General features: G+C 70.0%; 28 protein-coding genes and 1 tRNA gene. 16 read left to right on the top strand and 13 right to left on the bottom strand.

Translation table 11 applies throughout. From position 1 onward, the window contains the following. Window positions 1–9 precede the first annotated feature (9 nt). Window positions 10–1,068, top strand: coding sequence for a hypothetical protein (locus tag HJG52_RS13100; protein ID WP_171243979.1), 1,059 nt, complete (start codon window positions 10–12; stop codon window positions 1,066–1,068). Between the two features lie 104 nt (window positions 1,069–1,172). Here HJG52_RS13100 and HJG52_RS13095 read toward each other — a convergent pair whose 3' ends face one another. From HJG52_RS13095 to HJG52_RS13085, 3 genes are all read right to left on the bottom strand, one after another. Then, complete coding sequence (locus HJG52_RS13095) at window positions 1,173–2,384, bottom strand: tyrosine-type recombinase/integrase (protein ID WP_171243978.1); 1,212 nt, start codon at window positions 2,382–2,384, stop codon at window positions 1,173–1,175. Then, a complete protein-coding gene (locus HJG52_RS13090; RefSeq protein WP_171243977.1) occupies window positions 2,381–2,728 on the bottom strand; it encodes a helix-turn-helix domain-containing protein in 348 nt (115 codons plus the stop codon). Before HJG52_RS13090 ends, HJG52_RS13095 begins: the two co-directional genes overlap by 4 nt. A 181-nt stretch (window positions 2,729–2,909) precedes the next feature. Continuing rightward, window positions 2,910–2,985: transfer RNA gene (locus HJG52_RS13085), tRNA-Lys, on the bottom strand. A 99-nt stretch (window positions 2,986–3,084) separates the two neighbouring features. Here HJG52_RS13085 and HJG52_RS13080 point away from each other — a divergent pair. The 6 genes from HJG52_RS13080 (at window position 3,085) to HJG52_RS13055 (ending at window position 8,241) form a co-directional block, all read left to right on the top strand. Continuing rightward, a complete protein-coding gene (locus tag HJG52_RS13080) occupies window positions 3,085–3,429 on the top strand; it encodes a TFIIB-type zinc ribbon-containing protein (RefSeq protein WP_171243976.1) in 345 nt (114 codons plus the stop codon). Window positions 3,430–3,551: 122 nt separating this feature from the next. After that, window positions 3,552–4,199, top strand: coding sequence for a hypothetical protein (locus tag HJG52_RS13075; protein ID WP_171243975.1), 648 nt, complete (start codon window positions 3,552–3,554; stop codon window positions 4,197–4,199). 600 nt (window positions 4,200–4,799) lie between these two features. Continuing rightward, the gene (locus HJG52_RS13070) at window positions 4,800–4,985 is read left to right on the top strand and encodes a hypothetical protein (RefSeq protein ID WP_171243974.1); all 186 of its coding nucleotides are present in this window, start codon (window positions 4,800–4,802) and stop codon (window positions 4,983–4,985) included. A gap of 235 nt (window positions 4,986–5,220) precedes the next feature. Then, entirely contained in the window at window positions 5,221–5,847 is a 627-nt protein-coding gene (locus HJG52_RS13065; RefSeq protein ID WP_171243973.1) for a DUF47 family protein, read from the top strand. 8 nt (window positions 5,848–5,855) lie between these two features. Continuing rightward, entirely contained in the window at window positions 5,856–6,857 is a 1,002-nt protein-coding gene (locus tag HJG52_RS13060) for an inorganic phosphate transporter (RefSeq protein ID WP_171243972.1), read from the top strand. A gap of 325 nt (window positions 6,858–7,182) precedes the next feature. Beyond that, window positions 7,183–8,241: a type IV toxin-antitoxin system AbiEi family antitoxin domain-containing protein gene (locus HJG52_RS13055; protein WP_171243971.1), complete on the top strand. Its 1,059-nt coding sequence runs from the start codon at window positions 7,183–7,185 to the stop codon at window positions 8,239–8,241. Between the two features lie 136 nt (window positions 8,242–8,377). On the opposite strand, the gene pstB is transcribed toward HJG52_RS13055, so the two are convergent. The 7 genes from pstB to mshD form a co-directional block, all read right to left on the bottom strand. Beyond that, complete coding sequence (gene pstB / locus HJG52_RS13050; RefSeq protein WP_171243970.1) at window positions 8,378–9,154, bottom strand: phosphate ABC transporter ATP-binding protein PstB; 777 nt, start codon at window positions 9,152–9,154, stop codon at window positions 8,378–8,380. Between the two features lie 89 nt (window positions 9,155–9,243). Beyond that, a complete protein-coding gene (gene pstA, locus HJG52_RS13045; protein ID WP_240977809.1) occupies window positions 9,244–10,242 on the bottom strand; it encodes a phosphate ABC transporter permease PstA in 999 nt (332 codons plus the stop codon). Continuing rightward, entirely contained in the window at window positions 10,239–11,246 is a 1,008-nt protein-coding gene (gene pstC / locus HJG52_RS13040) for a phosphate ABC transporter permease subunit PstC (protein ID WP_171243969.1), read from the bottom strand. Before pstC ends, pstA begins: the two co-directional genes overlap by 4 nt. 117 nt (window positions 11,247–11,363) lie before the next feature. Beyond that, window positions 11,364–12,503, bottom strand: coding sequence for a phosphate ABC transporter substrate-binding protein PstS (gene pstS / locus HJG52_RS13035; protein ID WP_171243968.1), 1,140 nt, complete (start codon window positions 12,501–12,503; stop codon window positions 11,364–11,366). Window positions 12,504–12,700: 197 nt separating this feature from the next. Further along, window positions 12,701–13,651: an NUDIX hydrolase gene (locus HJG52_RS13030; protein ID WP_171243967.1), complete on the bottom strand. Its 951-nt coding sequence runs from the start codon at window positions 13,649–13,651 to the stop codon at window positions 12,701–12,703. Then, window positions 13,648–15,900, bottom strand: a complete 2,253-nt coding sequence (locus tag HJG52_RS13025) for an RNA degradosome polyphosphate kinase (RefSeq protein WP_171243966.1) — start codon at window positions 15,898–15,900, stop codon at window positions 13,648–13,650. The genes HJG52_RS13030 and HJG52_RS13025 overlap by 4 nt, the downstream gene beginning before the upstream one ends. Window positions 15,901–15,904: 4 nt before the next feature. Beyond that, the gene (mshD, locus tag HJG52_RS13020) at window positions 15,905–16,897 is read right to left on the bottom strand and encodes a mycothiol synthase (RefSeq protein ID WP_171243965.1); all 993 of its coding nucleotides are present in this window, start codon (window positions 16,895–16,897) and stop codon (window positions 15,905–15,907) included. A gap of 99 nt (window positions 16,898–16,996) precedes the next feature. On the opposite strand from mshD, the gene HJG52_RS13015 reads away from it, so the two are divergent. After that, window positions 16,997–18,820 (top strand): bifunctional metallophosphatase/5'-nucleotidase, encoded by a 1,824-nt coding sequence (locus HJG52_RS13015; RefSeq protein ID WP_171243964.1) that lies wholly within the window; start codon window positions 16,997–16,999, stop codon window positions 18,818–18,820. Between the two features lie 193 nt (window positions 18,821–19,013). On the opposite strand, the gene HJG52_RS13010 is transcribed toward HJG52_RS13015, so the two are convergent. Next, window positions 19,014–19,703 carry a response regulator transcription factor gene (locus HJG52_RS13010; protein WP_171243963.1) on the bottom strand — a complete coding sequence of 230 codons (690 nt, stop codon included), beginning with the start codon at window positions 19,701–19,703 and terminating at the stop codon, window positions 19,014–19,016. Between the two features lie 113 nt (window positions 19,704–19,816). Here HJG52_RS13010 and HJG52_RS13005 point away from each other — a divergent pair, with 113 nt between their 5' ends. Together HJG52_RS13005 and HJG52_RS13000 are read left to right on the top strand one after the other, a co-directional pair. Next, window positions 19,817–20,077, top strand: a complete 261-nt coding sequence (locus HJG52_RS13005; protein ID WP_171243962.1) for a MoaD/ThiS family protein — start codon at window positions 19,817–19,819, stop codon at window positions 20,075–20,077. 7 nt (window positions 20,078–20,084) lie between these two features. Further along, window positions 20,085–20,945 (top strand): hypothetical protein, encoded by an 861-nt coding sequence (locus HJG52_RS13000; RefSeq protein ID WP_171243961.1) that lies wholly within the window; start codon window positions 20,085–20,087, stop codon window positions 20,943–20,945. Between the two features lie 70 nt (window positions 20,946–21,015). Here HJG52_RS13000 and HJG52_RS12995 read toward each other — a convergent pair whose 3' ends face one another. Then, entirely contained in the window at window positions 21,016–21,399 is a 384-nt protein-coding gene (locus HJG52_RS12995; RefSeq protein WP_171243960.1) for a DsrE family protein, read from the bottom strand. Between the two features lie 122 nt (window positions 21,400–21,521). Between HJG52_RS12995 and HJG52_RS12990 the strand changes: the two genes are divergently transcribed. Continuing rightward, a complete protein-coding gene (locus HJG52_RS12990) occupies window positions 21,522–22,019 on the top strand; it encodes a heme-binding beta-barrel domain-containing protein (protein ID WP_171243959.1) in 498 nt (165 codons plus the stop codon). Between the two features lie 99 nt (window positions 22,020–22,118). Here the strand turns inward: HJG52_RS12990 and HJG52_RS12985 are convergent, their stop codons facing one another. After that, window positions 22,119–23,126, bottom strand: a complete 1,008-nt coding sequence (locus tag HJG52_RS12985) for an LCP family glycopolymer transferase (RefSeq protein ID WP_171243958.1) — start codon at window positions 23,124–23,126, stop codon at window positions 22,119–22,121. Window positions 23,127–23,194: 68 nt separating this feature from the next. On the opposite strand from HJG52_RS12985, the gene HJG52_RS12980 reads away from it, so the two are divergent. From HJG52_RS12980 to HJG52_RS12960, 5 genes are all read left to right on the top strand, one after another. Then, the gene (locus HJG52_RS12980) at window positions 23,195–23,608 is read left to right on the top strand and encodes a Fur family transcriptional regulator (RefSeq protein WP_171243957.1); all 414 of its coding nucleotides are present in this window, start codon (window positions 23,195–23,197) and stop codon (window positions 23,606–23,608) included. After that, a complete protein-coding gene (gene ygfZ, locus HJG52_RS12975; protein ID WP_171243956.1) occupies window positions 23,605–24,684 on the top strand; it encodes a CAF17-like 4Fe-4S cluster assembly/insertion protein YgfZ in 1,080 nt (359 codons plus the stop codon). The genes HJG52_RS12980 and ygfZ overlap by 4 nt, the downstream gene beginning before the upstream one ends. Window positions 24,685–24,726: 42 nt before the next feature. Continuing rightward, window positions 24,727–25,566 carry a beta-keto acid cleavage family enzyme gene (locus HJG52_RS12970; RefSeq protein ID WP_171243955.1) on the top strand — a complete coding sequence of 280 codons (840 nt, stop codon included), beginning with the start codon at window positions 24,727–24,729 and terminating at the stop codon, window positions 25,564–25,566. Between the two features lie 144 nt (window positions 25,567–25,710). Continuing rightward, entirely contained in the window at window positions 25,711–26,244 is a 534-nt protein-coding gene (locus HJG52_RS12965; RefSeq protein WP_171243954.1) for a helix-turn-helix domain-containing protein, read from the top strand. Between the two features lie 14 nt (window positions 26,245–26,258). Then, window positions 26,259–26,945, top strand: coding sequence for a hypothetical protein (locus HJG52_RS12960; protein ID WP_171243953.1), 687 nt, complete (start codon window positions 26,259–26,261; stop codon window positions 26,943–26,945). Window positions 26,946–27,000 lie beyond the last annotated feature (55 nt).

Below are 27,000 nucleotides of genomic sequence, written 5' to 3'. Positions count from 1 at the left end.
ACCCGGATCATGCACACCCTCTACATCGGCTCCCACGGAGTCCATGTCGCCGTCGGCCGCCACCTGCGGGAACTGGAGGCGAAGCTAGCCGGCAGCGGTCACGTGCCAGCCGCAAAGTCGCTGCGCCAGGTCCGCGCCGCGCTCGAGCACACTGCCGCGTTCGAGCAGCTCGCCGGAAGCGTCGTCTCTCGGACCTACCCGAATGACTTGACCGGAGAGCACCGGGATCCGCCAGCCGCTGGGCGCCTCGCACAAGCCGTCGCCGACTGGGACATCGTCAGTCACCGGGTCCTCGTCGACAGCACGCACACGGCGGACCTGCTGCTCGCCGCGCGTACACAGGCGCTGATCCTGGCCGGGAGCAACGCCCTGCTCCGGGGATCGGTCGCCGCGGGACACGTCGAGCAGGAGCACTACCGAGATCGTCTCGATCCCGCCCTCGTCATCGCGCAAGCGCGGTGGGAGTCCATCGCCCGCATATGGGCGAAGCTCACGCCTGTGTCCCACCGCCGCACGGACCACGAGCTGGCTTGCGCGAGTGGGGAAGTCAGGGCCGCCCTACGTGAGGTCCTCGTCGACGGCGCTGTCGCGTCGTCCGCCGCAGTCATGGCCCAGCGCACCGACATCAACCGCGTCCCCTCGCTCGTGGGACAGGTGCTGGCTGCGAACCTCGACCTGGCGCACCTCGTCGACGACGTCGCCGAAGATCCGAGGATGACCGGCGCTGCGCGAGCCGTCAACACCATGGCGATCGCCGCACGCCGTCAGAGCTCACACACACCCGTCATAATCGACGACAGCCCCCACAAAGCCACTGTCACGCCTCAGGACCTGCTGGCCAACCGAGCCGTCCTACTCCCTGTCGTTGTCCGTGCCGAGGTGGTTGACGCCAGCGGCGCGCTCGTCGACGCGGCCGGGGCGGCCATGAGCGCGGGCGCCCAACTCGGAACCACTACATCGCAACTCCAGCACGGCGGTGAACCAAGCACACGCGTCGGCAGACCGCTCGAGGACCGAACCCTCGTGAGCGCAAGAACAGACCAGCCGGGTCCATGCTGCGAGCGGTAGCCTCCAAAGTCCTGGTGATCCATGGCGGCCTCAGTGACAGACCGAGCTCGGGTGCCCGAAATCCGCCGGAGAGTGCCCGGATGGTCCTATGCCGGCCGTTTCGCTCAGGCTCCTGACTCACCCCAGATTGCGCTGCCGATCTTGAGGGCGGCGTCGATCCGCATGGTGTCGATCACGTGCTGGTAGCGGGTGAGCAGGACGGCTTGGCTCCAGCCCATAAGGCTCATGACGACGCGGCCGTCGACGCCTTGGGCCAGCAGCAGGGTGGCGGCTGTGTGGCGGGCGTCGTGGAGCCGGGCATCGCGGATGCCCGCGCGCGCGAGCAGGCTCTTCCACGCGCGGTGGTCGTGGCGGGGATCCGTCGGGGAGCCGTCTAGTCGAGGAAAGACGAGATCGAGGTCTTGCCAATCGGACCCAGCCTTGAGGCGTTCGGCAGCTTGGGCGCGGCGGTGGTCGAGGAGCTGGGGGAGCATCTGCGGAGGGATGGCGAGAACCCGTCGACCGGCTCCAGTCTTGGTGTCGTCGAACCGTAGGCCGCCTGAGTGGCGGCGCGGGCACTTCGCGGCAGTGTGCCCGGGCTGGTCTTCCGCGCAGCCGTGTTCCCAGGGGTGGCGCTGCAGCTGGCGACGTACCGCGAGAGTTCCGCTCTCGAGGTCGACATCTTCCCACCTGAGTCCGAGCGACTCGCCCTGCCGCAACCCCAGGGCGAGAGCCACCGACCACCGGGCCGCGTTGCGGGCACCGGACGCGACTGTGAGCAGGTCATGCACCTCCCGCACGCTCAGCGGGTGAACCTCGGTGTGCGACACCCGAGGGACGGTGGCGTACCTGCAAGGGTTTGACGCCACGAGTCCGCGACGAACCGCGACGGAGAATGCGGCGCGCAGAGTGCGGTGAAGGTTGCCGGCGGTGGTCGCGCTCACCGTGGTGGCGACGTGGTCTAGCAGGTCATCAATCTGCCGAACGGTGACATCGTGCAGTTTGACCTTCTTCAGTTGCTGGCAGTGGGTGCGGATCAGGGCGTCGTAGGTGCTGAACGTCCTGGGCTTGCGGCTGCGTTTGATGAGCACGAGCCACTCCTCGAGCCAGTCCCCGAGGGTCTGTCGACCGTTCGCCGCCGCGCGCCCCGACGTGCTGGCACGCTCGCGTTCCAGGTCTGCGACTCGCTCGGTCACGGAGGCTCGGGTGCGACCTCGGACGTGCCTGCGCACCAACTTTCCGTTGTCGTCGCGCCCCATGGTGACCCACCCGTGCCAGGTCCCGGCGGAGTCCTTGTAGATCGAGGAGCGGCCGTTGGCAGACCGGGTCCGGCTCACGAGGCGACCTGACCAGCGGCGTAGGCCCGCAGGTCATCGGGACGGAACAGAGTGCGCTTGCCGACCTTGACATGGAGCAGCCGGGTGTCTGTACGCAGCAGGCGGAACATGGTGGCCCGGGACACTCCCAGCCACTGCGCGGCCGCGGCAACGTCCAAGAGGTGGTCGTCAGCTGCTGGTGAAGTCAACGACGCCAGCGCCTCCAGGTCGCTGCGAATGGCCGCCTCGTGCTCGGCAATCGAGGCCAGCCGCGCCTCGATCCGCTCGGCGATCAACCGAACCTCGGAGGTGGTCATCTCGGTCACACCACCCAACGCCACCGGTTTGGCGCTGGTGGTCACCATGAGCCATGGGAGACAGCTTCTGCGACTCGATGAGCCCCCGTGCTCCCGGAGGCGCCTCATTGTGTCCCTACGGCTCAGTGCGTCGCGCAACTGCACCGTCAACTGCACCAAACATGGCCTCAGGGCGTCCATCGGTCCTCTCGTTTCCCGACCGACAACCCGTCTGACCTGCCGTGATGCGTGGTGGGCCCCGTCGGATTCGAACCGACAACCTACGGATTAAAAGTCCGCAGCTCTGCCAATTGAGCTAGAGGCCCTCAGTCGGCCACGCGGCATACCGGCGTGGTCGAACCGCGCCACAGCGTAACGGGACGCGGCCAGCGGAACCCGGCCACCACCCCGCCCGTTGGCCCGACATGAGCACCCTCACCTGTCCCAAGTGCGGATCCGAGATGCGCAACTACGAGCGCAACCAGGTCCATGTCGACCAGTGCACCGGCTGTGGCGGGCTGTTCCTCGACCGCGGTGAGCTCGAGGCGCTCGTCGCGGCGGAGAACGCCTGGAGCGCCCAGCAGCACCAGCCGCCGCAGCAACAGCAGCAATACCAGCAGGGCTACCAGCAGCAGGGCCAGGGCCAGTGGCAGCAGCCGCCGGCGCAGGGTTACCCGGTGCAGCACCGTGCCACGTCCAAGGCGCCCTATGGCTACGGCGGGCATGGCGGGCGCCGCAAGTCGTCCTTCCTGGGCGACCTCTTCGGCTGACCGAACGGCGCGACTTCGCACGCGAACCTTGGGGTTCACTCGGTCCAGTAACCCGAGCGAACCTCAAGTTCGCGCATGACGCGGAAAAGCTGGGGCGCGGGGGAGGGGTCACAATGGGACCGATGCGCAACGAACCCAGTGGTCGCGACAACCCGCGCCGCCCCGCCTTCTTCAGCCCCGCGGCGATGGAGGCCCGGGGCGGCACCGTCCCCGACCCCGCGCAGGTCACCGAGATCGCGCACGAGACCGCGGCCGTCCTCGTCGGTCGCGGGCGCGCGGCGCAGGACCCCGAGCTGACCGCCCGCCTGATCGCCCTGGTCGACGAGCTCGGCCTGTCGACCGTCGCCGAGCTGTGGGCCGACCGCCCCGCCCGCAGCCTCCCGGGGGCGCTGTGGCGGCTGTACGCCCTGCGCGAGTGGGTGCAACGCAACCCCGAGGAGGCGAGCGCCGACTACGCGGAGGGCATCCGCTTCACCGACGTCAACCACGCCGTCGCCGGGGTCGCCGAACCGCCCGGACCCGAGGAGCTCAAGGGCCTCACCGACACCGTCCTGCGTGGGGTCTTCAACGGCGACTTCTCCCTTGCGCTGCAACGCGCCGCGGCCTTTTGCCGGGTCGTCGCCGCGGGCCGCGCCGAACGCGCCCACACCACCGACGCGTCCGACCGTGAGGCCGCCGGCGCGCAGACCCGCCGCGCCGCGTCGATGCTCACCACGGCCGAGGACCTCGAGGCCAGTGCGCGCCTCTGGCAGGCCGGCGAGCTGCTCTGAGCGGTATGCCGCGTGGTCACTGACGGCGCGGCCGTCACCTCCGTGACCGGCACCTCATGCCCCGCGCCCGGTCGGCCGTTCGGGTCTTGCGCCACGCGCGGCCTGTGGACTCGGGAACACGGTGGCCCCTTCGCGGGTTACAGTTTTTCGTGCGTCGGGCCGCGGTAGCCCCGGGTCCCAACTGAAGCCGCTACGAGCGGCCACGCGCCGTGAGGCGCTCCCGGCCCGGCGCACAGAACTCCCGGTTCGAGGTAAAAACGCCCCTGATTCCCGGGCGTTTTTACCTCGAACCGCAGGTGGCGTCGTGGGTCTGGGCGTCCACCCGCGCCAGCCGCCGCGCCCGCCGCCCGGGCCCCTTCCACCCACACACCAGGCAGGTGCCGTGCGCGAAGGAGCCCAACTCGACGACCTCGACCCGTGGGGGCACCGGCGCCGGAGCACCCGGCTGCTCACGCGGCATACCTCCATCATCTGCCATAGCACCCGCGCAGTAGAAGGCAAGGCCCACACATAGTCCGGACGGGTGGTTCTTGCGCGTGGGGGTCAAGGAATGGCAAAGGTCGTTGCCATGGATGGCCAGAACTCCGTTAGCGTCGTTCCATGACGTCCGATCCGGCCGCCTCCGGCGACCTCACCGACAACGCTCTCCAGGGGGAGATCGAGCTCGTCGGTGAGCTCGTGGTGGCCGCGTCGGCGAGTGAGCGGCCGCTCACCGACGAGGAGATCGACGAGGTCCTCGGGGTCTCCCACGACGACGAGCGTGAGGGCGCGGCCGCCAAGGCATAGCGCGTCTGAGACTTCGCGAGCAGGCGCGTCGGCGACGTGCGTGCGTGAGCCGGCCGGACGGCATACCTGCTGGTCGACGCCCTGCGGGCGACACCGGTATGCCGCGGGCCCGGGTGGACGGCGGCGGGCGCCCAGGTGACCGGCGCGTGCACGCAAGGTGGCCCCGAGTTGCATCCGCGGCGCCAATTGGCCGTAGCATCGTCCCCGGCCATCCCCCGCATGACCGGAGAGAACCGTGGGCTTTCGCCTCACCCCCCAGGAGAACAGCTTCTACGACCTGTTCGCCACGTCTGCGTCACACCTCGTCGAGGGCTCGCGTGAACTGACCAAGATGCTCGGCGCCGACATCGGGGAGCGCGACTCGATCGCGGCCCGGATGCGCGAGATCGAGCACGACGCAGACGAGTCGACGCACGAGATCATCCGCAAGGTCAACAGCTCGTTCATCACGCCGTTCGACCGCGAGGACATCCACGGCCTGGCGTCCGCGCTCGACGACTGCATGGACATGATGGATGCCGCGGTCGACCTGATCGTCCTCTACCGCGTGGGCGACCTCCCGGCCGGCGTCGCCGACCAGGTCGAGGTGCTGTCGCGGATGTCCGAGCTGACCGCCGAGGCGATGCCGCGGCTGCGGTCGATGAAGGACCTGTCGGAGTACTGGATCGAGATCAACCGACTCGAGAACCAGGCCGACCAGACCTACCGCCGCCTGCTGGCCGGGCTGTTCAACGGTGACTTCGGGTCGGACGCCATCACGATCATGAAGCTCAAGGAGGTCGTCGAGGAGCTCGAGGCCGCGGCCGACGCGTTCGAGAAGGTCGCGCACAAGGTCGAGAGCATCGCGGTCAAGGAGTCCTGAGCCCTCCCATGGAATGGCTTCCGGTTGGCATCGTCATCGCGCTGGCGATGGGGTTCAACTACACCAACGGTTTTCACGACGCCGCCAATGCGATCGCGACCTCGGTGTCGACGCGTGCGCTGACACCGCGGGTCGCGCTGGCCATGGCCGCCGTGGCGAACCTCGCCGGTGGCCTGATCGTCTACAAGTTCGGCGCGGTCGCGGCGACGGTCGGTAAGGGCATCATCGACGCACCGCAGGGCACCCAGGGGCTGGTGATCTGCGCGGCCGCCCTCATCGGGGCCATCGGCTGGAACCTGCTGACCTGGTGGTACGGCCTGCCGTCGTCCTCCTCGCACGCCCTGATCGGCGGGCTCGGTGGTGCGGCGCTCGCTGCCGGGGCCACGGTCAAGTGGCAGGGCATCTTCGAGAAGGTCATCATCCCGATGCTGGCGTCGCCGGTGGTCGGGTTCGTGCTGGGCTACCTTGTCATGACGACGATCCTGTGGGCGTTCCGCCGGGCCCAGCCGGGGCGGGTGCAGCGCGGCTTCCGCTACGCACAGACCGCGTCGGCGGCGGCCATGGCGTTCGGGCACGGGTTCCAGGACGCCGCGAAGACCGCGGGTGTCGTGGTGCTCGCGCTGTCGGTGGGCGGCTACCACTCCGGGGACCACGTGCCGCTGTGGGTGCTCCTCATGGCCGCGATCGTCATCTCGCTCGGCACGTATGCCGGTGGGTGGCGCATCATGCGCACCCTCGGCCGCCGCATCATCCACCTCGACCCGCCGCAGGGGTTCGCCGCGGAGAGCACGGCGGCGGCCATCCTCTACGTGGCGGGTATGGCGTTCGGGGCCCCGATCTCGACGACGCACACCATCACGTCGGCGATCATGGGCGTGGGCGCCACCAAGCGGCTGTCGGCGGTGCGGTGGGGCGTGGCCGGCAACATCATCGGCGCCTGGATCTTCACCTTCCCCGGCGCCGGCCTGGTCGCGGTCATCTCCTACTTCCTCATCAACCTCTTCGTCTGACCCGCGCCTCCACGCCTGCTCTTCACCCGTCGTTCCGGCCCGCACCCCGACTTCGGGCCACTGGGGCCTGATGCGCCGCGGCTCTTCAGCCCTGTGTGGCCACAAGTCGGGAGCGTGTGGCACTTGCGGCCACCCGAGCTTGGTATTTCCTGGCTGGTCAAGCGTGAGTGGCCCGAAGTCGGGGGCCTGTGCCACTTCGTATGCCCTGGCTGGTCAGGCGTGAGGCCACGAGTGCTGTCCACAGGGGCCCGCGCATCGGTGCCTTGTCCACAGCTGCGCACGGGGCACCTGGACGGCCAACAGTCGGGCGGGTCACGGTCACACCATGAGAGCCGCACACATCAGCGCTTGGGTGGAGTTGCCGCAACCATTCCTGCCGTCGGAGGCGCTGGCAGCCGGACTCGGCAAGACCGCCCTCGCGGGCGCGATCCGGAGGCGACATGTCATCAGGGTGGCCCCTTCCCTGTATGCCGCCCGCGAGCCATGGCTGGAGCTCACCGCGAAGGATGCGCACCGAGCCCTGACGCGCCCGGCTCAACAGCTCGTGGCCGGGTCCGTCGTCAGCCACGCCAGCGCCGCAGTCCTCCATGGCTTTCCCGCTCCTCAGGGGCCACTGGGAAAGGTCTCACTGACGGTGAACAAGACCTCGCACAAAACCTCGCGAACGAGCTATCCGGATGACTGGCGCCGAGTGTTGCACGGAGCCCTGCCGGACGAGCACATCGCCGAGCTGGACGGCATACCCCTCACCACGCCCGCCCGCACGGTGGTCGACTGCTTTCGACAGCACCGGCTCCGCAACGCCTTGGCCATTGCGGACGGCGCTCTGCGGGCGGGGCTGACCACAGTCGAGGAGCTCCGCGAGATGCGCGCATTCCAGAAGCGGTGGCCCGGCATCAGGCTGGCAGACGAGGGGCTCGCGCTTGCCGACGGCCGCCGGGAGAGCTGGCTCGAGTCGGCCTCGGTTGCGGTTGCGTCGAGGCGCGGGTTCAGCACGCCCGAGAGCCAGGTGCATCTGCACACGCTCGAAGGCGAGTTCGTCGCACGAGTCGACCTGCTGTGGCGAAGTGCCGGCGTCATCGGCGAGTGCGATGGTCGCGGCAAGTACCAGGGCGAGTTTGCCGAGGGCGAGTGGGACGCTGAGGCTGCGGCTGCCGTGATGGTTGCTGAACGGGAACGCGAGCGTGGTCTGGAGCAGATCGGCTTCGCCGTCGGACGGTGGGGCACGTCCGGCCTGCGGAATTACGGTGAAGCGATGGTGGCGGAACTGCAGGCCGCCCGTCGGCGCGCAGCTCCCGACAAGATCCGATGCCTCTGGCGGGTGGACGAGGACGAACCCCTGCGCGAATGGACGAGCTTCACGGCCTCGACTTCGGGCCACTGAGGGCTGATGACCCGCGTCACACCGAGCGTGAGCGGCCCGAAGTGCCACGCACCCCTCGACTTCGGGCCACTGAGGCCTGAAGAACGACCGCACACCGAGCGTGAGTGGCCCGAAGTGGCGGGAGGGGAGCGGAGGGTCAGCCGAAGCGGCCGCTGATGTAGTCCTCGGTGGCCTTGACGCTGGGGTTGCTGAAGATCTTCTGGGTGTCGGCGATCTCGATCAGCTTGCCGGGCTTGCCGGTCGCCGCGAGGTTGAAGAACGCCGTCTGGTCCGACACCCGCGCCGCCTGCTGCATGTTGTGCGTGACGATCACGATCGTGTACTTGCTCTTGAGCTCGGAGATCAGGTCCTCGATCGCCAGCGTCGAGATCGGGTCCAGCGCCGAGCACGGCTCGTCCATCAGCAGCACCTGCGGCTCGACCGCGATCGCCCGCGCGATGCACAGCCGCTGCTGCTGACCGCCCGAGAGCCCCGCGCCGGGCTTGTTCAGCCGGTCCTTGACCTCGTTCCACAGGTTCGCGCCGTGCAGCGACTTCTCCACGACCTCGTCGAGCTTCTTCTTGCCCTTGATGCCGTTGAGCTTCAGCCCGGCCGCCACGTTGTCGTAGATCGACATCGTCGGGAACGGGTTGGGCCGCTGGAACACCATGCCCACGGTCCGCCGCACCGCCACCGGGTCGACGCCCGAGCCGTAGAGATCCTGGTCGTCGAGCATGACCTTGCCCTCGACGCGCCCGCCGGGGATCACCTCGTGCATGCGGTTCAGGGTGCGCAGGAAGGTCGACTTGCCGCAGCCCGACGGGCCGATGAACGCCGTCACCGACCGGGGCTCGACCGTCATCGTCACGCCTTCGACGGCCTTGAAGGAGCCGTAGTAGACGTTCAGGTCACTGACGTCGATTCGCTTGGCCATGAGTGGGATTCGTCCTTACTGGGTTTCGTGCGTGGGATGTTCGCTGGGGATGTCGGCGGGGATGAGGGGCAGGTATGCCGCGTGGCCGGCTACTTGCGGACGGAGCCGAACCGGGCGACGACCCGGCCAGCGATGTTGAGGAGCAGGACCAGCAGGATCAGCGTGAGCGCGGCGGCCCAGACCCGGTCGACGGCGGGCTGGAGGCTCTCGCTGCGGTCCTGGTTGATCATCGTGGGCAGGGTCGCCATGTACCCGCCGAACAGGTCGGTGGCGATGGCCTTGGTGTAGGGCCCGAGGATCAGCAGCGGTGCCGTCTCACCCATGACGCGGGCGAGGCCGAGCAGGACGCCGGTGACGATGCCCGAGAACGCCGTCGGGAGGACGACCTTCATGATCGTCTTCCACTTGGGAACCCCGAGGGCGTAGGACGCCTCGCGCAGCTCGTTGGGCACCAGCTTGAGCATCTCCTCGGTGGAGCGCACGATCACCGGCACCATGAGCATCACGAGGGCCAGGCAGACGGCGAAGCCCACCCGCTGCAGGCCCAGCGTGGTCACCCACACGGCATAGATGAACAGGCCGGCGACGATCGAGGGGATACCGGTGAGGATGTCCACCATGAACGACACGGCCTTGGCGAACTTCCCGCGGCCGTACTCGACCAGGTAGATCGCCGTCATCACGCCGATCGGCACCGAGATGACCGCCGTCGTGAGTCCCTGGATGAGCGTCCCCTGGATCGCGTGCACGGCGCCCCCGCCTTCGCGCCGCGACGTGATCCCCTTCTGGGAGTTGGTCCACCACTCCGACTGCAGCAGCAGGTGGTAGCCCTGGGAGAGCACGGTCCACAGGATCCAGACCAGCGGCACCAGGGCCAACAGGAACGCCAGCCACATCACGACCCGGGCCAGGTGGTCCTTCACCTCGCGGGCGCGCGCCGGGTGCCCGAAGACCGGGCTCGGCGACCGTCGCCCGCCCGAGCCGCCGGAGTCGGCCGTGGCCGGCCCGTCGGTGGCGCCGGCCGGCTTGGTCGAGCGCGGCTCGTCGACGATGGCCACATCGGTCATGCGGACCGTGTTGCTGCTCATTCGGTGAACGCCTTCCTGCGCTCGATGACGATGCGGGCGATGGCGTTGACGACGAAGGTCAGGACGAACAGCACCAGGCCGGCGGCGATGAAGGCGCCGGTCTTGGCGGGCGAGTCGAACTCCTGGGCATTGTTGGCGATCCGCGACGCAAACGTCTCACCACCGTTGAGGAGCGACCAGGACCACTTGGTCCCCGGTGCGAGCGCCGAGACGATGATGGTGACGGCGATGGTCTCACCGAGCGCGCGCCCGAGCGCGAGCATTGCGGCGGAGATGACGCCGGGCCGTCCGAACGGCAGCACCGCGGTGCGGATCATCTCCCACTTGGTGGCGCCGAGCGCGAGCGCGCCCTCCTTGTGCGCCACGGGCGTCTGCGCGAAGACCTCGCGGGACAGGGCGGTGACGATCGGCAGGATCATGATGGCCAGGACGATGCCGATGAACAGGATCGTGCCGGTGCCGCTGACCGAGGTCTTGGAGAACAGCGGGAACCACCCGAGCTTGTCGAGCAGGAAGTCCTGGAACGGCTGGTACTTCGGCCCGAACGTCTTGATTCCCCAGAAGCCGTAGATGATCGACGGCACCGCGGCGAGCAGGTCGACCAGGCTCGCGGCCGGCCGGGCGAGCCAGCGCGGTGAGTACTGCGTGATGAACAGCGCGACGCACACGCCGACCGGCACCGCGATCAGCATCGCAATGGTCGAGGCGACGACCGTGGTCCAGAGCAGCTCGACGATGCCGAACCGCAGGTTGCTGGTGTCGTTGACGTCCCAGGCGCGCGACAGGAAGAAGTTGTCCTTGTCGTCGGCGATGGCCGGGATGGCCTGCCACAGCAGGAACACGCCGACGAGGGTGACCAGGGCGATCACCAGGGCACCGGACCCGGTCGCGAGACCGCTGAAGACGCGGTCCCCGGCGCGGCCGGTGCTGGCGCGGTCGCCCTGGGGGCCGCGGTCGTCGGGGCCTGGGGTGTCGGCGACGGAGACGCCGGTCACGGTTGACACGTGGGATGCCTCAGGGGTGTGGGATGGGATGTGGGTTCAAACCTGGGGGAGTGCGTATGCCGCGGGGCTGGGTCCCAGCCCCGCGGCATACGAGGTGCTGCGTCAGTCAGGCGACGGTCAGGAGAGGGCGCCGATGGCGGTCTCGACCTTGGCCTGCACCTCGGCGGGGAGCGGCGCGTAGCCGATCTCCTCGAGGGACTTCTGGGTCTCCTCGGAGGCGAAGTGCTTGAGGAAGGCCTTGGTCAGCTCGGCCTTCTTCGCGTCCTTGCCCTTGGAGCAGACGATCTCGTAGGTGACGAGGAGGATCGGGTAGGCGCCGGCCTCCTTGGTCGCGTAGTCGAGCTTGAGGCGCAGGTCGTTGCCCTCGCCGTCCGGCTTCGCGGCCGCGACGGCCTTGCCGACCGAGTCACCGGTCAGCTCGACCGGGCCCGCACCGTTGTCGATCTGGGCGATGCCCAGGCTGTTGTCCTTGGCGTAGGACCACTCGGCGTAGGTGATGCCACCCTCGGTGGACTTCACGGCACCCGCGACACCGTCGGACTTCTGCTTGCCCTCGCCCTTGCCGGTCCAGGCCTTGCCCGGCTCGGCGGTCCACGCGTTGGGCGCGGCGGCCTTGAGGTACTTGGTGAAGTTCTCGGTGGTGCCCGACTCGTCGGAGCGGAAGAAGACCTTGATCGGCTGGCTCGGCAGGGTGACACCGGAGTTGACCTTGGCGATGGCCGGGTCGTTCCAGGTGGTGATCTTGCCGTTGAAGATGTTGGCGGTGACCTCAGGGGTGAGGACGAGCTTGTCGACCCCCTTGACGTTGTAGGCCACGGCGATCGGGCCGGTCACCATCGGCAGGTTCCAGGCGGGCGAGCCGCAGTACTTCGCAGCCTCGTCGGCCTCGATCTTGCCGTCCTTCTCGGTCTTCTTGAGCGCCGAGTCCGACCCGGCGAAGTCGACCTGGCCGGCAATGAACTGCTTGATGCCGGCACCCGAACCGCTCGGGTTGTAGTTGACGGTCGTGCCCGAGCACTTGTCCTGGAAGCTGGAGATGGCCTCCTCGATGGCGTTCTTCTGGGCCGAGGAGCCCTCAGCGTTCAGGGTGCCGCCGCCGTCGGGGCCGCAGTCGGCAGCCGAGGCGTTCGAGGACGAGCCCGAGGCGGTGTCCGACGAGCCGCTGCCGGACGCGTTGTTGTCGGAGCCGCAAGCGCTCAGCGCGAGGGAGCCGACCAGGGCGACGCTGGCCACGAGGCCGAGACGCTGGATCTTCACGGTGTTCAAACCTCTCCACAATGGAAGTCTTGGGCGGGCGTGAGTGCCCGACCACAGCGAAAGTAGGGAGGGAGGGTGACGCGGCGGCCCGTCGTGGGTGAACGGACGGTGAACACCACCCAGACATTGGGCGGCGCCCGCTCGACCCGGGGTCGAGCGCCGGGTGAACGGCCGGTCAGCGAACGGTCAGGCGGCACTCACGGATGGTGCCGCTCCACCGCCACCACGCGGGCCTGGGCGCCGGTGCCGACCAGGTGCGCCACCAGCGCCTCACCCTTGGACATCTTGTCCTTCTGCGCCATCCAGAGCTGCTCGGTCGTGACGCCCGCCCCCGGCTCGCAGCGGTCGACGAGGTGCCGCAGCCGACCGAGCACGTCGGGCAGCACCGGTCCGTGGCTGCACAGCACCGCGGGCACCCCGCGCTCGAGCAGCCGCTCGAGGTGACGGGCCGCGCGTGCCGCGTCCGCGGCATACCCCTCCTCGCTGAGCCCGTCCTTGGTGCGCACGGGCAGGGACCTGTGGGCGGCATAGGGGCGCACCGTGTCGGTGCACCGCACCGAGGGCGAGCTGACGAGACGCGAGATGCCGTATGCCGCGAGCAGCGGCACGAGGGCGTCGGCGCGTTCGCGCCCCGCCTGGTCGAGGGGGCGCAGCCGGTCGTCGTCGTCCCAGGCGGATCGGCCGACCGCGTGGGCGTGGCGGACGACCACGAGCGGCCAGGTGGTCAGGGTGCCGGCCTTGTCGGCACGCACGAGCGCCCGCAGCTGCTCCCGGTCGCGGGCGTAGTCGAGGCGGTCGGAGGCGCTGACGACGTCGAGCCAGACCACCTCGTCGATCTCGTTGGTGAGCTTGCCCGCCGGCGCAGTCGCCTCGGCGGCCCAGTAGCGGACTTCCTTGGTCGCGGGCCGGCCCGAGCCGTCGAGCACGGTGTACTCCGCCGTCGGGAGCGGGCGGCCGAGCCCGACCGGTAGCGCGGTCTCCTCCAGCGTCTCGCGGACGGCCGCGACCGCCCACTCCTCGCCCGGGTCGAGCTTGCCCTTGGCCCAGGACCAGTCGTCGTACTTCGGCCGGTGCACGAGGCCGACCTCGAGCTGGCCACGACGGCGGCGCCACGGGACGGTCCCCGCGGCGGGGATGGGCGTCCTCAACGACGCCGTGCCTTGCGCCGGCGTTTGGTGTGCTCCTCGATGAGGGTGCTCTGCAGGTCGGGCAGGGGGGTGCCGTCCTCGGCGGTGCTGACGCGGACCCAGCGGCCGTCGGGGCCGAGGTCCCAGTGGGCGTAGTCGCCGCTCGCACCCTTGGCGAGCAGGCCGGTGAGCTGCTGGAGGTGGCGCGGGTCGGAGACGCTGACGAGGGCCTCGACCCGGCGGTCGAGGTTGCGGTGCATCATGTCCGCGCTGCCGATGAAGACCTCCGGCTTCCCGCCGCCACCGAAGTGGAACACGCGCGAGTGCTCGAGGAACCGGCCGAGGATCGAGTGCACGGTGATGTTCTCCGACAGCCCCTCGACCCCGGGACGCAGCGCGCAGATGCCGCGCACCCACAGGTCGACGTGGACGCCGGCCTGCGAGGCGCGGTAGAGCGCGTCGATGACCTGCTCGTCGACGATCGAGTTGACCTTGAACTGCACGAGACCCTTCTTGCCGGCCTTCGAGTGCGCGATCTCGGCGTCGATCCGCTCGATGAGACCGCTGCGCACCGACCGCGGCGCCACCAGGAGCCGCTTGAACCGGCTGCGTGGCGCGAACCCGGACAGCTGGTTGAACAGCTTCGCGACGTCCTCACCGACCTGCGGGTCGGAGGTGAGCAGGCCGAAGTCCTCGTAGAGGCGGGCGGTCTTGCCGTTGTAGTTGCCGGTGCCGACGTGGCAGTAGCGGCGCAGCGTGCCGTCCTGCTCCTGCCGCACCACCATGCACAGCTTGGCGTGCGTCTTGAGGCCGACGATGCCGTAGACGACGTGGACGCCGGCGTGCTCGAGCTTGCGGGCCCAGCTGATGTTGTTCTGCTCGTCGAAGCGCGCCTTGATCTCGACCAGCGCCAGCACCTGCTTGCCCGCCTCGGCGGCGTCGATGAGCGCGTCCACGATCGGGCTGTCACCACTGGTGCGGTAGAGCGTCTGCTTGATCGCCTGGACCCGCGGGTCGGCGGCGGCCTGCTCGATGAACGCCTGCACCGAGGTGGAGAACGAGTCGTAGGGGTGCTGCAGCAGCACGTCCTTGTCGCGGATGACGGGGATGACCTCGGCGGCCTTGGAGCTCTCGGCCGGTGCCAGGTCGGGGTGGGTCTGGCCGCGGAACGGCGGGTAGTGCAGGTCGGACCGCTCGATGTCGGCGACGATGTTGAGGCTGCGCAGGTCCAGGGGTGCCGGCAGGCGGTAGACCTCGCTGTCGCTCACACCGAGCTCGCGCACCAGCATGTCGAGGACGTGGTCGTCCATCGTCTCGTCGACCTCGAGCCGCACCGGCGGGCCGAACCGGCGCCGCGTCAGCTCCTTCTCCAGCGCCTTGAGGATGTTCTCGGCGTCGTCCTCCTCGACCTCGAGGTCCTCGTTGCGGGTGACGCGGAAGGTGAAGTGCTCCTGCACCTCCATGCCCGGGAAGAGGCTGTCGAGGTGGGCGGCGATGACGTCCTCGAGCGGCACGAACCGGGTGTCGAACAGGTCGGCGGTCACCGGCTCGCCGGCCTCGGGCTCGATGTGGATCAGCCGTGGCAGCAGCGGCGGCACCTTGACCCGCGCGAAGTGCTCCTTGCCGGTCTTGGGGTTGAGGAGCAGGACGGCGAGGTTGAGCGACAGTCCGGAGATGTAGGGGAACGGGTGGGCCGGGTCGACCGCGAGCGGGGTCAGCACCGGGAACACCTGGTCGACGAAGAACTCCGACAGCTGGGCGCGCTCGTCGTCGCTCAGCTCGTCCCAGCGCACGATGCTGATGCCCTCCTCCTCGAGGGCGGGTTGCACCTGCTCCTTGTAGACGGTGGTCTGCATCGACTGCAGCTCGTGGGCGACCAGCGCGATCTGGTCGAGCACCTCGCGCGGCTCGAGCCCGGAGGCGGAGCGCACGGCGAGGCCGGTGGCGATGCGCCGCTTGAGCCCGGCGACCCGCACCATGAAGAACTCGTCGAGGTTGGACGTGAAGATCGCGAGGAACCGGGCGCGCTCGAGCAGCGGCACGCTCTCGTCGGCGGCCAGCTGGAGCACCCGCTCGTTGAACTGCAGCCACGAGATCTCGCGGTCGAGGAACCGGTCGGCGGGCAGGCCGTCCTCGTCCTCCCCGGTCTGGCGCACCACCCGCATGAACCGCCCGTTCGCGCCGCGCGGCTGGGCGCTCGCGATCGAGACGTCACCTGGCAGGTCGGCGCCGTCGGAGTCCGCGTCGTGGGTGCGGGTCGTCACGCTCATGGGGTCATCCTGACAGTGGCTGGTGAACGGCACGCGAATACATCACATCGACCATGATGCTGCGAAACCCCAGGCCCGTGTAGGTGCGTATCGCCGCCGTGTTGTCACCGTCGACGTAGAGGACGACCTCGGGCAGTCCCAGCCGGGCCAGGTGGGCGAGCCCCAGGGCGGTGAGCGGGCGGCCGAGGCCGCGTCCCTGGTATGCCGGGTCGACGCCGACGACGTAGACCTCACCGGCCGTCCTGCCCGGCTCGAGGGTGGACTCCTGCTCGGGGTCGACCTTGGTCCAGTGGAAGGCGGCGATGGCGTCCGGGTCGGACTCGTGGGTGAGGACGATGAAGCCGGTCGGGTCGAACCACGGCTGGCTCATGCGGTCGTGCAGGTCCTCGAGGGTGAGCCGGCCCTGCTCGGCGTGGTGGGCGAAGGCGGAGGCGTTGGTGGCGAGCCAGGGCTCCTCGTCACGGCCGGGCTCGAAGGCCCGTGCGGTGAAGCCCTCCGGCAGGGCCACCGTGGCCGGCTCGAGGTCGGCCGGCCCGAGCGCGCGCGACATCTTGTGCAGCTCGCGCACCGCTTGGAGTCCCTTGGCCTCGGCGAAGGCGCGGGCCGCCGGCAGGTCGCCGTGGGCCCACAACCGCGCCGACGGCGCCTCGTCCAGCACGGCGGCGAGCAGGGCGCTGCCGTGGCCGGCGAGCCGGGTGTCGGGGTCCACCACGAGCTCGGCCGACGGTGGTTCCTCGCCCTCACCGGCGTCGCCCTCGGACCCGACGCGCGGGCCAGCGCCGGCCGACCCGGTGAGCTGGGCGTACCCGACGAGGTCGTCCGCGGCATACCCGAGGAAGTGCCTGACCCGGCCGGGCGGGGAGGTGAGCGACAGCACCGACTGCTCGGACAGCGGCCGCACGCCATCAGCGGCGACCGCACGTTCCTGCAGGGAAGCGACGGCGGCCTGCTCCGTCGGGGTCAGTGAGTCGGCCGGGCGAACGTCAGGTGAGGACACGGAAGCATTGCACCATGCATCTTCCGCAAAGGCCCGCGCCCCGTTAGCGTGCACGGGTCCGGCCACGCCAGGCCGGCTCTGACCTGCAAGGACGCACACATGACGCACTCACGCACTCGCCGGCTGGTGGGCGTGGTGGCCGTCGCAGCCGCCGCTGCGACCGTCGCCGCAACCGCCGGTGGCACCGCCACGGCCGCCAAGAACGGCCCGACGATGGACATCCAGCTCCTGAGCTTCAACGACTTCCACGGCAACCTCGAGCCGCCGTCGGGCTCCAGCGGCCGGGTCACGGTCGACCACCGGCTCGACCCCGCCACGGGCAAGGCCGTGGACGTGACCAAGGACGCGGGTGGCGCGGAGTACCTCGCCACCAACCTGGCGAACGCGCGCAAGGGCCACCCCAACTCGCTCACCGTCGCCGCTGGTGATCTCATCGGCGCCTCGCCGTTCCTGTCGGCCGCGTTCCACGACGAGCCCACCATCGAGGCGCTCAACGCGATGAAGCTCGACGCCAGCGCCGTGGGCAACCACGAGTTCGACGAGGGCTACAAGGAGCTCCAGCGCATGGCCGACGGCGGCTGCATCGATGACGGTGCCGGCGCCAACAACCAGGACTCCTGCCCCGGCGGCAAGACCTTCACCGGCGCGAACTTCGACTACCTCGCGGCCAACGTCGACTACGCCGGCACCGACAAGACGATCCTGCCGGCCTACACGATCAAGAAGGTCAAGGGCGCCAAGATCGGCTTCATCGGCATGACCCTCAAGGACACTCCCTCGATCGTCACCGCCGCCGGTGTCGCCGGGCTGGAGTTCAAGGACGAGGTGACGACCGCCAACAAGCTCGTGCCCGAGCTGAAGAAGAAGGGCGTCAACGCGATCGTCGTCCTCATCCACCAAGGTGGCGTCCCGAACCAGCAGGTCTGGTACGGCCCGGACAACAAGCCGTACACCGTCAACCCGACGTACGACTACACCTGCGCCAAGGGCGGGACCCTCGCGGCCGACAGCCCGATCCTTCCGATCGCCAAGAACCTCGACCCGGCCATCGACATGATCGTCTCCGGCCACACCCACCAGCCCTACGTCTGCAACGTCCCGGACCCCAAGGGCCAGCAGCGCATGGTCACCTCGGCTTCGTCGTTCGGCCGGCTGTTCACCGACACCAACCTGACCTACGACCGTCGCACCCAGGACATCGTGCGGACCTCGGTCAGCAGCGCCAACATGATCGTCTCGCGTGAGGTGCCCAAGGACCCCACGCAGACCTCGATCATCAACACCTACAAGGAGCTGGTGAAGCCCATCGCCAGCCGGGTCATCGGCCACGTCAACACCGACGTGACGCGCACGCAGAACTCCGCGGGTGAGTCCCAGCTCGGTGACCTCATCGCCGACGCCCAGCTCGCCGACCCGTCGGTCGTGACGAACGGCCAGAAGCCCGTCATCGCGTTCATGAACCCCGGCGGCATCCGCTCCGACCTGACGTACGCCAACTCGCCCTACGGTGAGGCGCCCGGCGACATCACGTTCGAGGAGGCCTTCACGGTCCAGCCGTTCAACAACTACCTCGTCTCGCTCGACCTCACCGGAGCGCAGATCAAGCAGGTGCTGAACGAGCAGTGGAGTGGCGCCAACGCTGGCACCGGTCGCAAGATCCTGCAGGTCAACGCCGGGTTCAACTACAGCTACTCCGGCACCACCCTCGGGGCCGTGACCGTCAATGGGCAGCCGTTGGTCGACACCCAGACCTACCGGGTCGTCACCAACAACTTCCTGCAGGGCGGTGGCGACGGGTTTGCGACGATGGCCAAGGGCACGAACGTCTACTACGGCGGTCTGGACATCGACGCGTTCGCCAACTACCTCGAGGCGAACTCGCCCTACACCCCGGGCCCGCTGACCCGGATCACCGCCAACTGACGCCGGGGCACTCCCGGTAGCCACGCGGCATACGAAGGCGGCGCCTCCCCGACCACGTCGGGGAGGCGCCGCAGCCTTTTCCCCGCGCCACAGCTTTCCCGCGTCATGCGCGAAAGTTGGCTTCGCTCGCCTTAGTAGACCGAGCGAACCTCACAGTTCCCGCATGACGCGGAAAAGCTGAGGTGCGCCGCAGTCAGCTGTCCGCGAGGGCTTCCTCGGCGGGCACGAAGCGGTAGCCGACGTTGCGGACCGTGCCGATCAGCACCTCGTGGTCGGTGCCGAGCTTGGCGCGCAGCCGCCGCACGTGGACGTCCACCGTGCGCGTGCCGCCGTAGTAGTCGTAGCCCCAGACCTCCTGCAGCAGCTGGGCGCGCGAGAAGACGCGGCCGGGGTGCTGGGCGAGGTACTTGAGCAGCTCGAACTCCTTGTAGGTCAGGTCGAGCAGCCGCCCCTTGACCCGCGCGGAGTAGGTCGCCTCGTCGATGGTGACGTCGCCGGCGGTGATCTGGACGTCCTCGGGCTCGGTCGCCTCGGCGAGCCGGCCGGTGGCCAGCCGCAGCCGCGCCTCGACCTCCGCGGGACCGGCCGAGTCGAGCAGCACGTCGTCGACGCCCCATTCGGCGGTGAGGCCGGCGAGGCCGCCCTCGGTCACGATCGCGAGCAGCGGCACGGACATGCCGCTGACGCGCAAGACCCGGCACAGCGACCGCGCGACGGCCAGCTCGCGGCGGGCGTCGAGCATGACGGCGTCGGCCGGGGGAGCATCGACCAGGGCGGTGGGTTCGGCGGGCAGCACCCGCACGTGGTGGCTCAGCAGGCCCAGCGCCGGAAGCACCTCGGCGCTGGGCGCCAGGGTGTTCGTCAGCAGCAGGAGACGAGCCATGCCCACCAAGGGTACGGGGCGGGGCCCGTCGGAGCGGGTGCCGACGCATGGTGAGATCGTTGTCTCACCAACGCGGCGTCTTCCGACGCCGACCACGACGACGAGGAGCCGGTATGCCGGGTGGCCCGAAGGGCGGTGCGGTCACCGTCCGCTACTGGGCGGCTGCGCGCGCTGCGGCCGGTGTCGACAGCGACGTCGTGACCGGCTGCGCGACGGTCGGTGACGTCGTCGCGGCGGCCACCGCGCTGCGCCCGGAGCTGGCCCCGGTGGCGGCCGTGAGCAGCCTGCTGCTCGACGGGCGCAGCGCCCAGCGGGACGCTGCCGTGCCCGACGGCGCCGTCGTCGAGGTACTGCCACCGTTTGCCGGAGGGTGATGCAAGGATGCCCCTTGTGTCAGAGGAGAAGCAGGAGCCGTCGCCGGTCCTGCCCCTGACTCGGCGAGAGCGCCGGGAGGCGGCGCACGGGCGTGTCCCGTTGCCGCGCCGCGCGACCGCGGTCAGGCCGCTGACCATTGCCGGGACGGTGGCCCTGGCGGCTCTCATCGCCCTGACGGGCTACGCCAGCCCGCGGTTCGTCGTCCTCGCGGTGGCGCTCGGGGGGCTCGTCCTCGCGTGGGGCTGGCCCTGGCTGCTCGGGCTGCCGAGCCCCCGCGGCACCACGGGTGTGCTCGCGGCCGGAACCCTGCTGCTCGCGGCGGCGGTGCTGCTGACACCGGACGACCCCTGGCTGCGGTGGATGCCCGCGGCGCTCGCGGTGGCCGTCATCGGGGCCTTCCTGCACCAGCTGTTGCGTCGCGACGGTCGCCCGCGCCTCACCGAGTCCATGGCCGCGAGCATCGCCGGCCTCGCGATCATCGCCGCCGGCACGGCATACTCCGCCGTCCCCCATGCGCTCGACGGCTCCCACGCGCTCGCCTGTGCCATGGCGGGCCTTGGGGTCGGCGCCCTCGCCGACCCCCTTATCGCGGTGCACCGCACCCGGCAGTGGGCGCTGTTCATCGCGATGCTCGCCGGTGGCCTCGCCGCCATGGCCGTCGCAGTGCTCGGCGGCGGTCCGTCGCCGGCCCTCGGTGCGCTGCTCGGGCTGCTGACGGCAGCCGTGTCGCACGCGGCCCGTCGGGTGCTGGCGCCCCTGCCCGCCGCGGCCCACCCGCGCTCGCAGCTCGCGTCGGCCGCCGCGTCCTCGTTGCTGCCCGGGGTCGTGGTGTTCACGGTGGTCTTCCTGCCGATCTTCTCCCGCTGACCCGGCGCCGGGGCGGCCTTCGACGGCTGGCGCGCACACGGCATACCGGCCCCGCCCAGGACGCGGCCGGTCAGTAGACGAGCGCCTGCGCGCCCGGCGCCATGACCTCCTCGACGAACGCCGCCGCACCCCGGATCACGACCCCCTCGACGAGGTCGTCCTCGGTGAGGTCGCGACGGGCAGCGCACTGGCCGCAGACCGTCACCGTGCCGGTGGCGAGCACGGCCTCGCGCAGGTCGGCCACCGGTGCTGCGTGGGGCAGCTCGACCTGCTCGGCGCGACCCGGCACCGCCATCCACGTCGCCTCACCGGTGAGCCACAGGCTCACCTCGACACCGCTGGCCGCGGCGGTGGCCGCGACGGTGAGGGCCTGGTTGAGCCGCTCGAGCGCCTCGACGCCGGAGGTGGCCTTGATCACGAGCCTGCGGGCGGGGTCGGCGGGGGAGCTGGTCATGGGCCTCAGGCTACGATCTGAAGGGTGCACACGTTCTTCATCGCCCTGCTCGTCACCACCGCGGTCGTCGTGACCTGGTTCGCCGGTTTCGTCGTCTACCGCCTGGTCAAGACCCCGCGCTGATGGTCTTCACGATCGACACCGACCTCGCGCCGGAGCTCGCACCGCTGGCCTGGCTCGTCGGCACCTGGGAGGGCGCCGGGGTCGTGGGCTATCCCACGATCGAGTCGGCCAACTTCGGCCAGGAGATCGTCTGCACCCACGACGGGCGCCCGTTCCTGCAGTGGGAGAGCCGCTCCTGGCTCCTCGACGAGGCGGGCACCAAGGTGCGCCCCCTGGCGACCGAGCTCGGGTTCTGGCGGCCGGGCGAGGACGGTGACGTCGAGCTGTTGCTCAGCCACCCGACGGGCATCGTCGAGCTCTACTACGGCAAGGCCGAGCCGGCCAAGATCGAGCTGCGCACCGACGGCGTCCTGCGCAGCCCGAACTCCAAGGAGTACAACGCCGGCCACCGCCTCTACGGCCTGGTCAACTCCAACCTCATGTGGGCCATGGACATGGCCGCCATGGGTGAGCCCTTGCAGAGCCACGTGTCGGCCGAGCTCAAGCGCGTCGCCTGAGCGGTCGCGCCGGCGCGGGCCGACTGGGCGAGTCTTCTGGCGGGCCCTCGGCGACCCCGCGGCATACCTTGCTCGACGCAGGCGGCGTATGCCGTGTGCTCAGCCGTTGTCGCGGTAGCTCGCCAGGTCGTCGTCCTGGAGCGCCTGGCCGAGCGCCTGCATGCCGGGCTCGTCGAGGATGTCGATCGAGGCCCCCTGCGGTGAGGTCCCGAAGCCGGTGAACGGCGCAGTGATGAACCGGACGTCCTTGCCGCGCAGGTTGCGCAGCGACAGAGCCTGGCTACGCATCTGCCCGACGGAGAACTGCTGGTCGACGATGAGGTTCTGGGTGCCCGCGTCGACGAACTGGGCGAGCTTGACCGGGTTGGTGAGGACGTCGCGGCTGAGGGACTTCAGCAGCAGCGCCTTGATGAACGCCTGCTGACGGCGACCCCGGGAGATGTCGCCCTCGCTGAGCTGCTTGCGCTCCCGCACGAAGGCGAGGGCCTGCGCGCCGTTCATCTGCTGGTAGCCCTTGGTGAACGTGTAGCCGCCGCTGGTGCTCGGCTCCTCGACGTAGACGTTCACCCCACCCACGGCGTCGGTCATCCGCTTGAACCCGTCGAAGTTGGTGATCGCGACGTGGTCGATCGGAACGCCCACGAGGTTCTGCAACGTCTGCACGAGCAGCGGCGAGCCACCGTAGGCGAAGGCGGCGTTGATCTTGTCCTTGCCGCGTCCGGGGATGTCCACGTAGAGGTCGCGGGGGAAGTGGATGAGCGTGACGGTCTTGCGGTCGCCGGCGACGTGCATGAGCACGATGACGTCGGAGCGGGCGCCGGCCAGCCCGGCGCGCGCGTCGGAGCCGATGAACAGGATGTTCTGGGCGTCCTTGGTGCCGGGCTTCTTGGTGGGACCGGGTGTCCCGCCCGCGTCGGGCTGGGGCAACAGGCTCTCGTGCTGCACGTTGTTCGCGACGGTCTGGTTAAGGAGCAACAGGTAGCCCGCGGCCACCCCCACCACGAGCAGGGCGACCAGCGACAGCGCCACGACGATCGTTCGACGACGCCGGCGTCGCTTGGGGGGCTCGGTCGCCCGGGTCTCGGTGTCCTCGAAGTCGTCCAGCACGCGCACAGTGTAGGTGGGCGTTCCTGTGTGCCGTGCCGGCTTCGACCCACCCTCCGTACAGTGGACGGATGCAGGACGTCGGTGACCGGCTGCGGGCCCAGGGGCGGCGGATGACGCCGCAACGCCAGCGTGTCCTCGACGCCGTGAGCCGCGCGGGTCACGTCACCCCCGAGCAGGTCGTCGAGCTCGTCGCCGCCGACGGTGGTGCGCGCCTCGCCGCCTCGACCGTGTACCGGGCGCTCGAGGCGCTCGAGTCGCTGGGCGTGGTCACCCACACCCACCTCGACCACAAGGCGCCCAGCTACCACCTTGCCGATCACGCCACCCACATCCACCTCGTATGCCGCGTGTGCGGCCGGGTGGACGAGTGTCCCCGTGAGCTGGCGGAGACGTTCGTGGGGAATGTTCTGGGGGCCAGGGGCTTTGTCGCTGACATGACCCACATGGCCGTCCACGGGGAGTGTGCGCAGTGCAGCCGATGACCGAGCCGACCCAGTCGCCGACCGGCGAGTCGACCGAGGCGACCGTCGAGCAGACCGGCGCGGCGCGGCGCTCGCCGCTGCTGGAGCGCGCCGGCGCCGTCGAGGCCGAGGGTGCCGACGCCGGGGTGGCGGCCCACTACGGCGACCCGCTGCGCGAGCAGCGGCTACTGTCCGAGGGTCTGGCCGTCGTCGACCTGTCCAACCGAGGCGTCGTCACCGTCACCGGCCCCGACCGGCTCTCGTGGCTGCACTCGATCACCAGCCAGCAGCTCACCGGCCTCGCGCCGCACACCTCCACCGAGGCGCTGGTCCTCAGCCCCAAAGGGCATGTCGAGCACGACCTGCACGTCGTCGACGACGGCGAGACGACCTGGATCACCGTCGAGCCCGGCACCGCTCCGGCGCTCGCCGCGTGGCTCGACTCGATGCGGTTCATGCTGCGCGTCGAGGTGACCGATCGCACCGACGACATCGCCGTCCTCGGCGAACCCGTCGGCAACGAGTCGCAGCCCGGCGAACCGGTCGCGTGGGTCGACCCGTGGCCGGGGCTCGTCGGCGACACCGCGGCATACGGCCCGGTCGAAGGCCACCCGGCACACGGGCGACGGTGGCGTGAGGTCCTCGTGCCCCGCGAGTCCCTCGTCGACGCGGTCGGGGACCGCGACCTGGCCGGCACCTGGGCCAGCGAGGCGCTGCGGGTGGCGGCTTGGCGGCCGCGGCTGGGCTTCGAGACCGACCACCGGACGATCGCGCACGAGGTCGACTGGCTGCGCACGGCCGTGCACCTGCACAAGGGCTGCTACCGCGGGCAGGAGACGATCGCGCGGGTGCACAACCTCGGCCGTCCGCCGCGCCGGGTCGTGTTCCTGCACCTCGACGGTTCGGGGCACACGCTGCCCGAGGCGGGTGCGCCGGTCAGCCTCGACGGGCGCGAGGTCGGGCGGCTCACCACGGTGGCCCGCCACTTCGAGGACGGGCCGATCGCGCTCGCCGTGGTCAAGCGCAACACCCCGGTCGACGCAACGCTCGACGCCGGTGGTGTCAGCGCCGCGCAGGAGGTCGTGGTCGCGCCCTGACCGGTGCTCGGCTGCCGCCGGCTCGCTGCCATGATGGCGCCCATGGCCACCACCCCCGGCACCCTGATCACCGTCGCGCCCACCGGCGCCGAGCTCGACAAGGCGGACTTCCCGCAGCTGCCGACGACGCTCGAGGAGCTCGTCGAGACCGCGCAGCGGTGCGAGGCCGCAGGCGCGGCGATGATCCACCTGCACATCCGCGACGGCGAGCACCGGCCCACCCTCGACCACGGCCACCTCAAGGCCGCGGTCGACGCGCTGCGCGAGCAGACGTCGCTGGTCATCCAGCTCTCCACCGGTGGCTCGGTCCACGACCCGCTCGAGCAGCGCCTGACCGTCCTCGACGCCGAACCCGACTCGTGCTCGCTCACCTGTGGCACCACCAACTTCGGCGACGACGTGTTCCTCAACCCGTCGGGCTTCATGTCCGACCTCTACGTGCAGGCGCAGGAGCGCGAGGTCGTCCCCGAGTTCGAGCTGTTCGACCTCGGGCACGTCGCGTCGCTGGCGCGGCTCATCGACAAGCACGGCCTCCCCTTCGGTGGGAAGGTGCACGTCGACTTCGTCACCGGTGTGCCGGGAGGTATGCCGGGCACACCGGCTGCGCTGATGGCGGGCGTCGCGATGCTGCCGGCCGAGGTGACGTCCTGGTCCGCGACCGGCATCGGCCGCACCCACCTGCCGATCGCCGCCGCTGCCCTCGCCGCCGGCGGCCACCTGCGCGTGGGGATGGAGGACAACGTCGTCTTCGCCCGCGGCATACCCGTCGAGCACAACGCCCAGCTCGTGGAGCGCGCCGCCCACCTCGCCGAGGTCATGCAGCGCCCGGCCATGTCCACCGACGACGCGCGCACCCTCCTGGCCATCAAGCCCCGTCGCTGACCCCGCAAAAGGCACGTTGGCGCCGCCCCTCGCGTCGCTACCGCCCACACAAGGCGATTTTTCCGCCGCCTGAATACGCCGTGTGGTCACCATCACGCTGTCTTGAGTTTGCATCCTGCTAACTAGAGCAAGCATGATGGAGGCGTGAGCCGGATCCCGCTGAACCCGTTGGGCAGCAACAGCCTCGGTGACTACCTGCGCGAGCAGCGTCAGTCCGCCCGGCTCTCGCTGCGCCAGCTCGCGGACCTCGCCGGCATCTCCAACCCCTACCTGTCGCAGATCGAGCGCGGGCTGAAGAAGCCGAGCGCCGAGATCCTCCAGCAGCTCGCGAAGGGCCTCGAGGTCTCCGCCGAGTCGCTCTACGTGCAAGCCGGCATCCTCGACGAGCGCCACGGCTCCGGGGTCGGGCCGCTCGACACCCGTGCGGTCATCAAGTCCGACCCGGCCCTCACCGACCGGCAGCGGCGCACCCTCATCGACATCTACGACTCGTTCGTCGAGGCCGGTGACTCCGCCTCGACACGGGAGTCGACACGCGACCTGGCCAAGGCCGCCGCCGACCGCGCCGCAACACCCAGGACGGCAACACCCAAGACGGCAAAGGCGCCGAAACCCAAGCCCACCAAGGCAACTCGCAAGCCGGCCACCGGCGGGCGTTCCAGCAAGACCACCCGATGATCAAGGAGATCCCCATGGCACTGGCTGCCGACATCCGCAAGACCGTGACCGACACGACCCCCGTCTTCTACGCCGTGGGCCTCACCGACCTCGCGGTCGAGAAGATCCGCGAGGCGGGCGACCGCGCCGAGGCCCGTCGCGCCGAGCTCAAGCCCGCCAAGCTGCAGGCCAAGGCCGAGACCGCGATCGACGCCGCGACCAAGCAGGTCAAGGAGCTCCCCGCCGTGGCCCTGAACCGCAGCCTCGAGCTCGCGAGCAAGGCCCAGGACGAGTACGAGACCATCGCCGCCCGCGGTGAGAAGCTGGTCAAGCGCGTCCGCACCCAGAAGTCGACCAAGGACCTCATCGCTCAGGCCGAGGCCACCTTCGCGCTCGGCAAGGGTGCCGTCACCACCGCCCGCAAGTCGGCCTCCGACATCCAGCGCTCGGCCAAGGCCACGCTGACCACCGGCCGCAAGGAGGCCGTCGCGGCCGCCGACGCCATCGCCGAGTCCGTCGTCGACGAGACCGCCGAGGCCGCCACCGCGGTCAAGACCGCCACCAAGCGCACCCGCACCGCGGCCAAGCGCACCGCCACCACCACCAAGAAGAGCGCGGCCCGCACCCGCACCGCGGCCAAGAGCACCACCACCGGTGCCCGCAAGACCGCTGCCGCCAGCAAGAAGGCCACCAAGGCCGCCGCCACCAAGGTCGGCGACTGAGCCTGGTCCTCACTCGGGCGTGAAGCGCAGTCCGCGCGCTTCGCTCGGGAACTGT

It is taken from the genome of Knoellia koreensis (genome assembly GCF_013041615.1).
Classification (GTDB): domain Bacteria; phylum Actinomycetota; class Actinomycetes; order Actinomycetales; family Dermatophilaceae; genus Pedococcus; species Pedococcus koreensis.
Note: the sequence above shows the minus strand (reverse complement) of the source record. Positions and strands in the feature narration are given on the sequence as shown.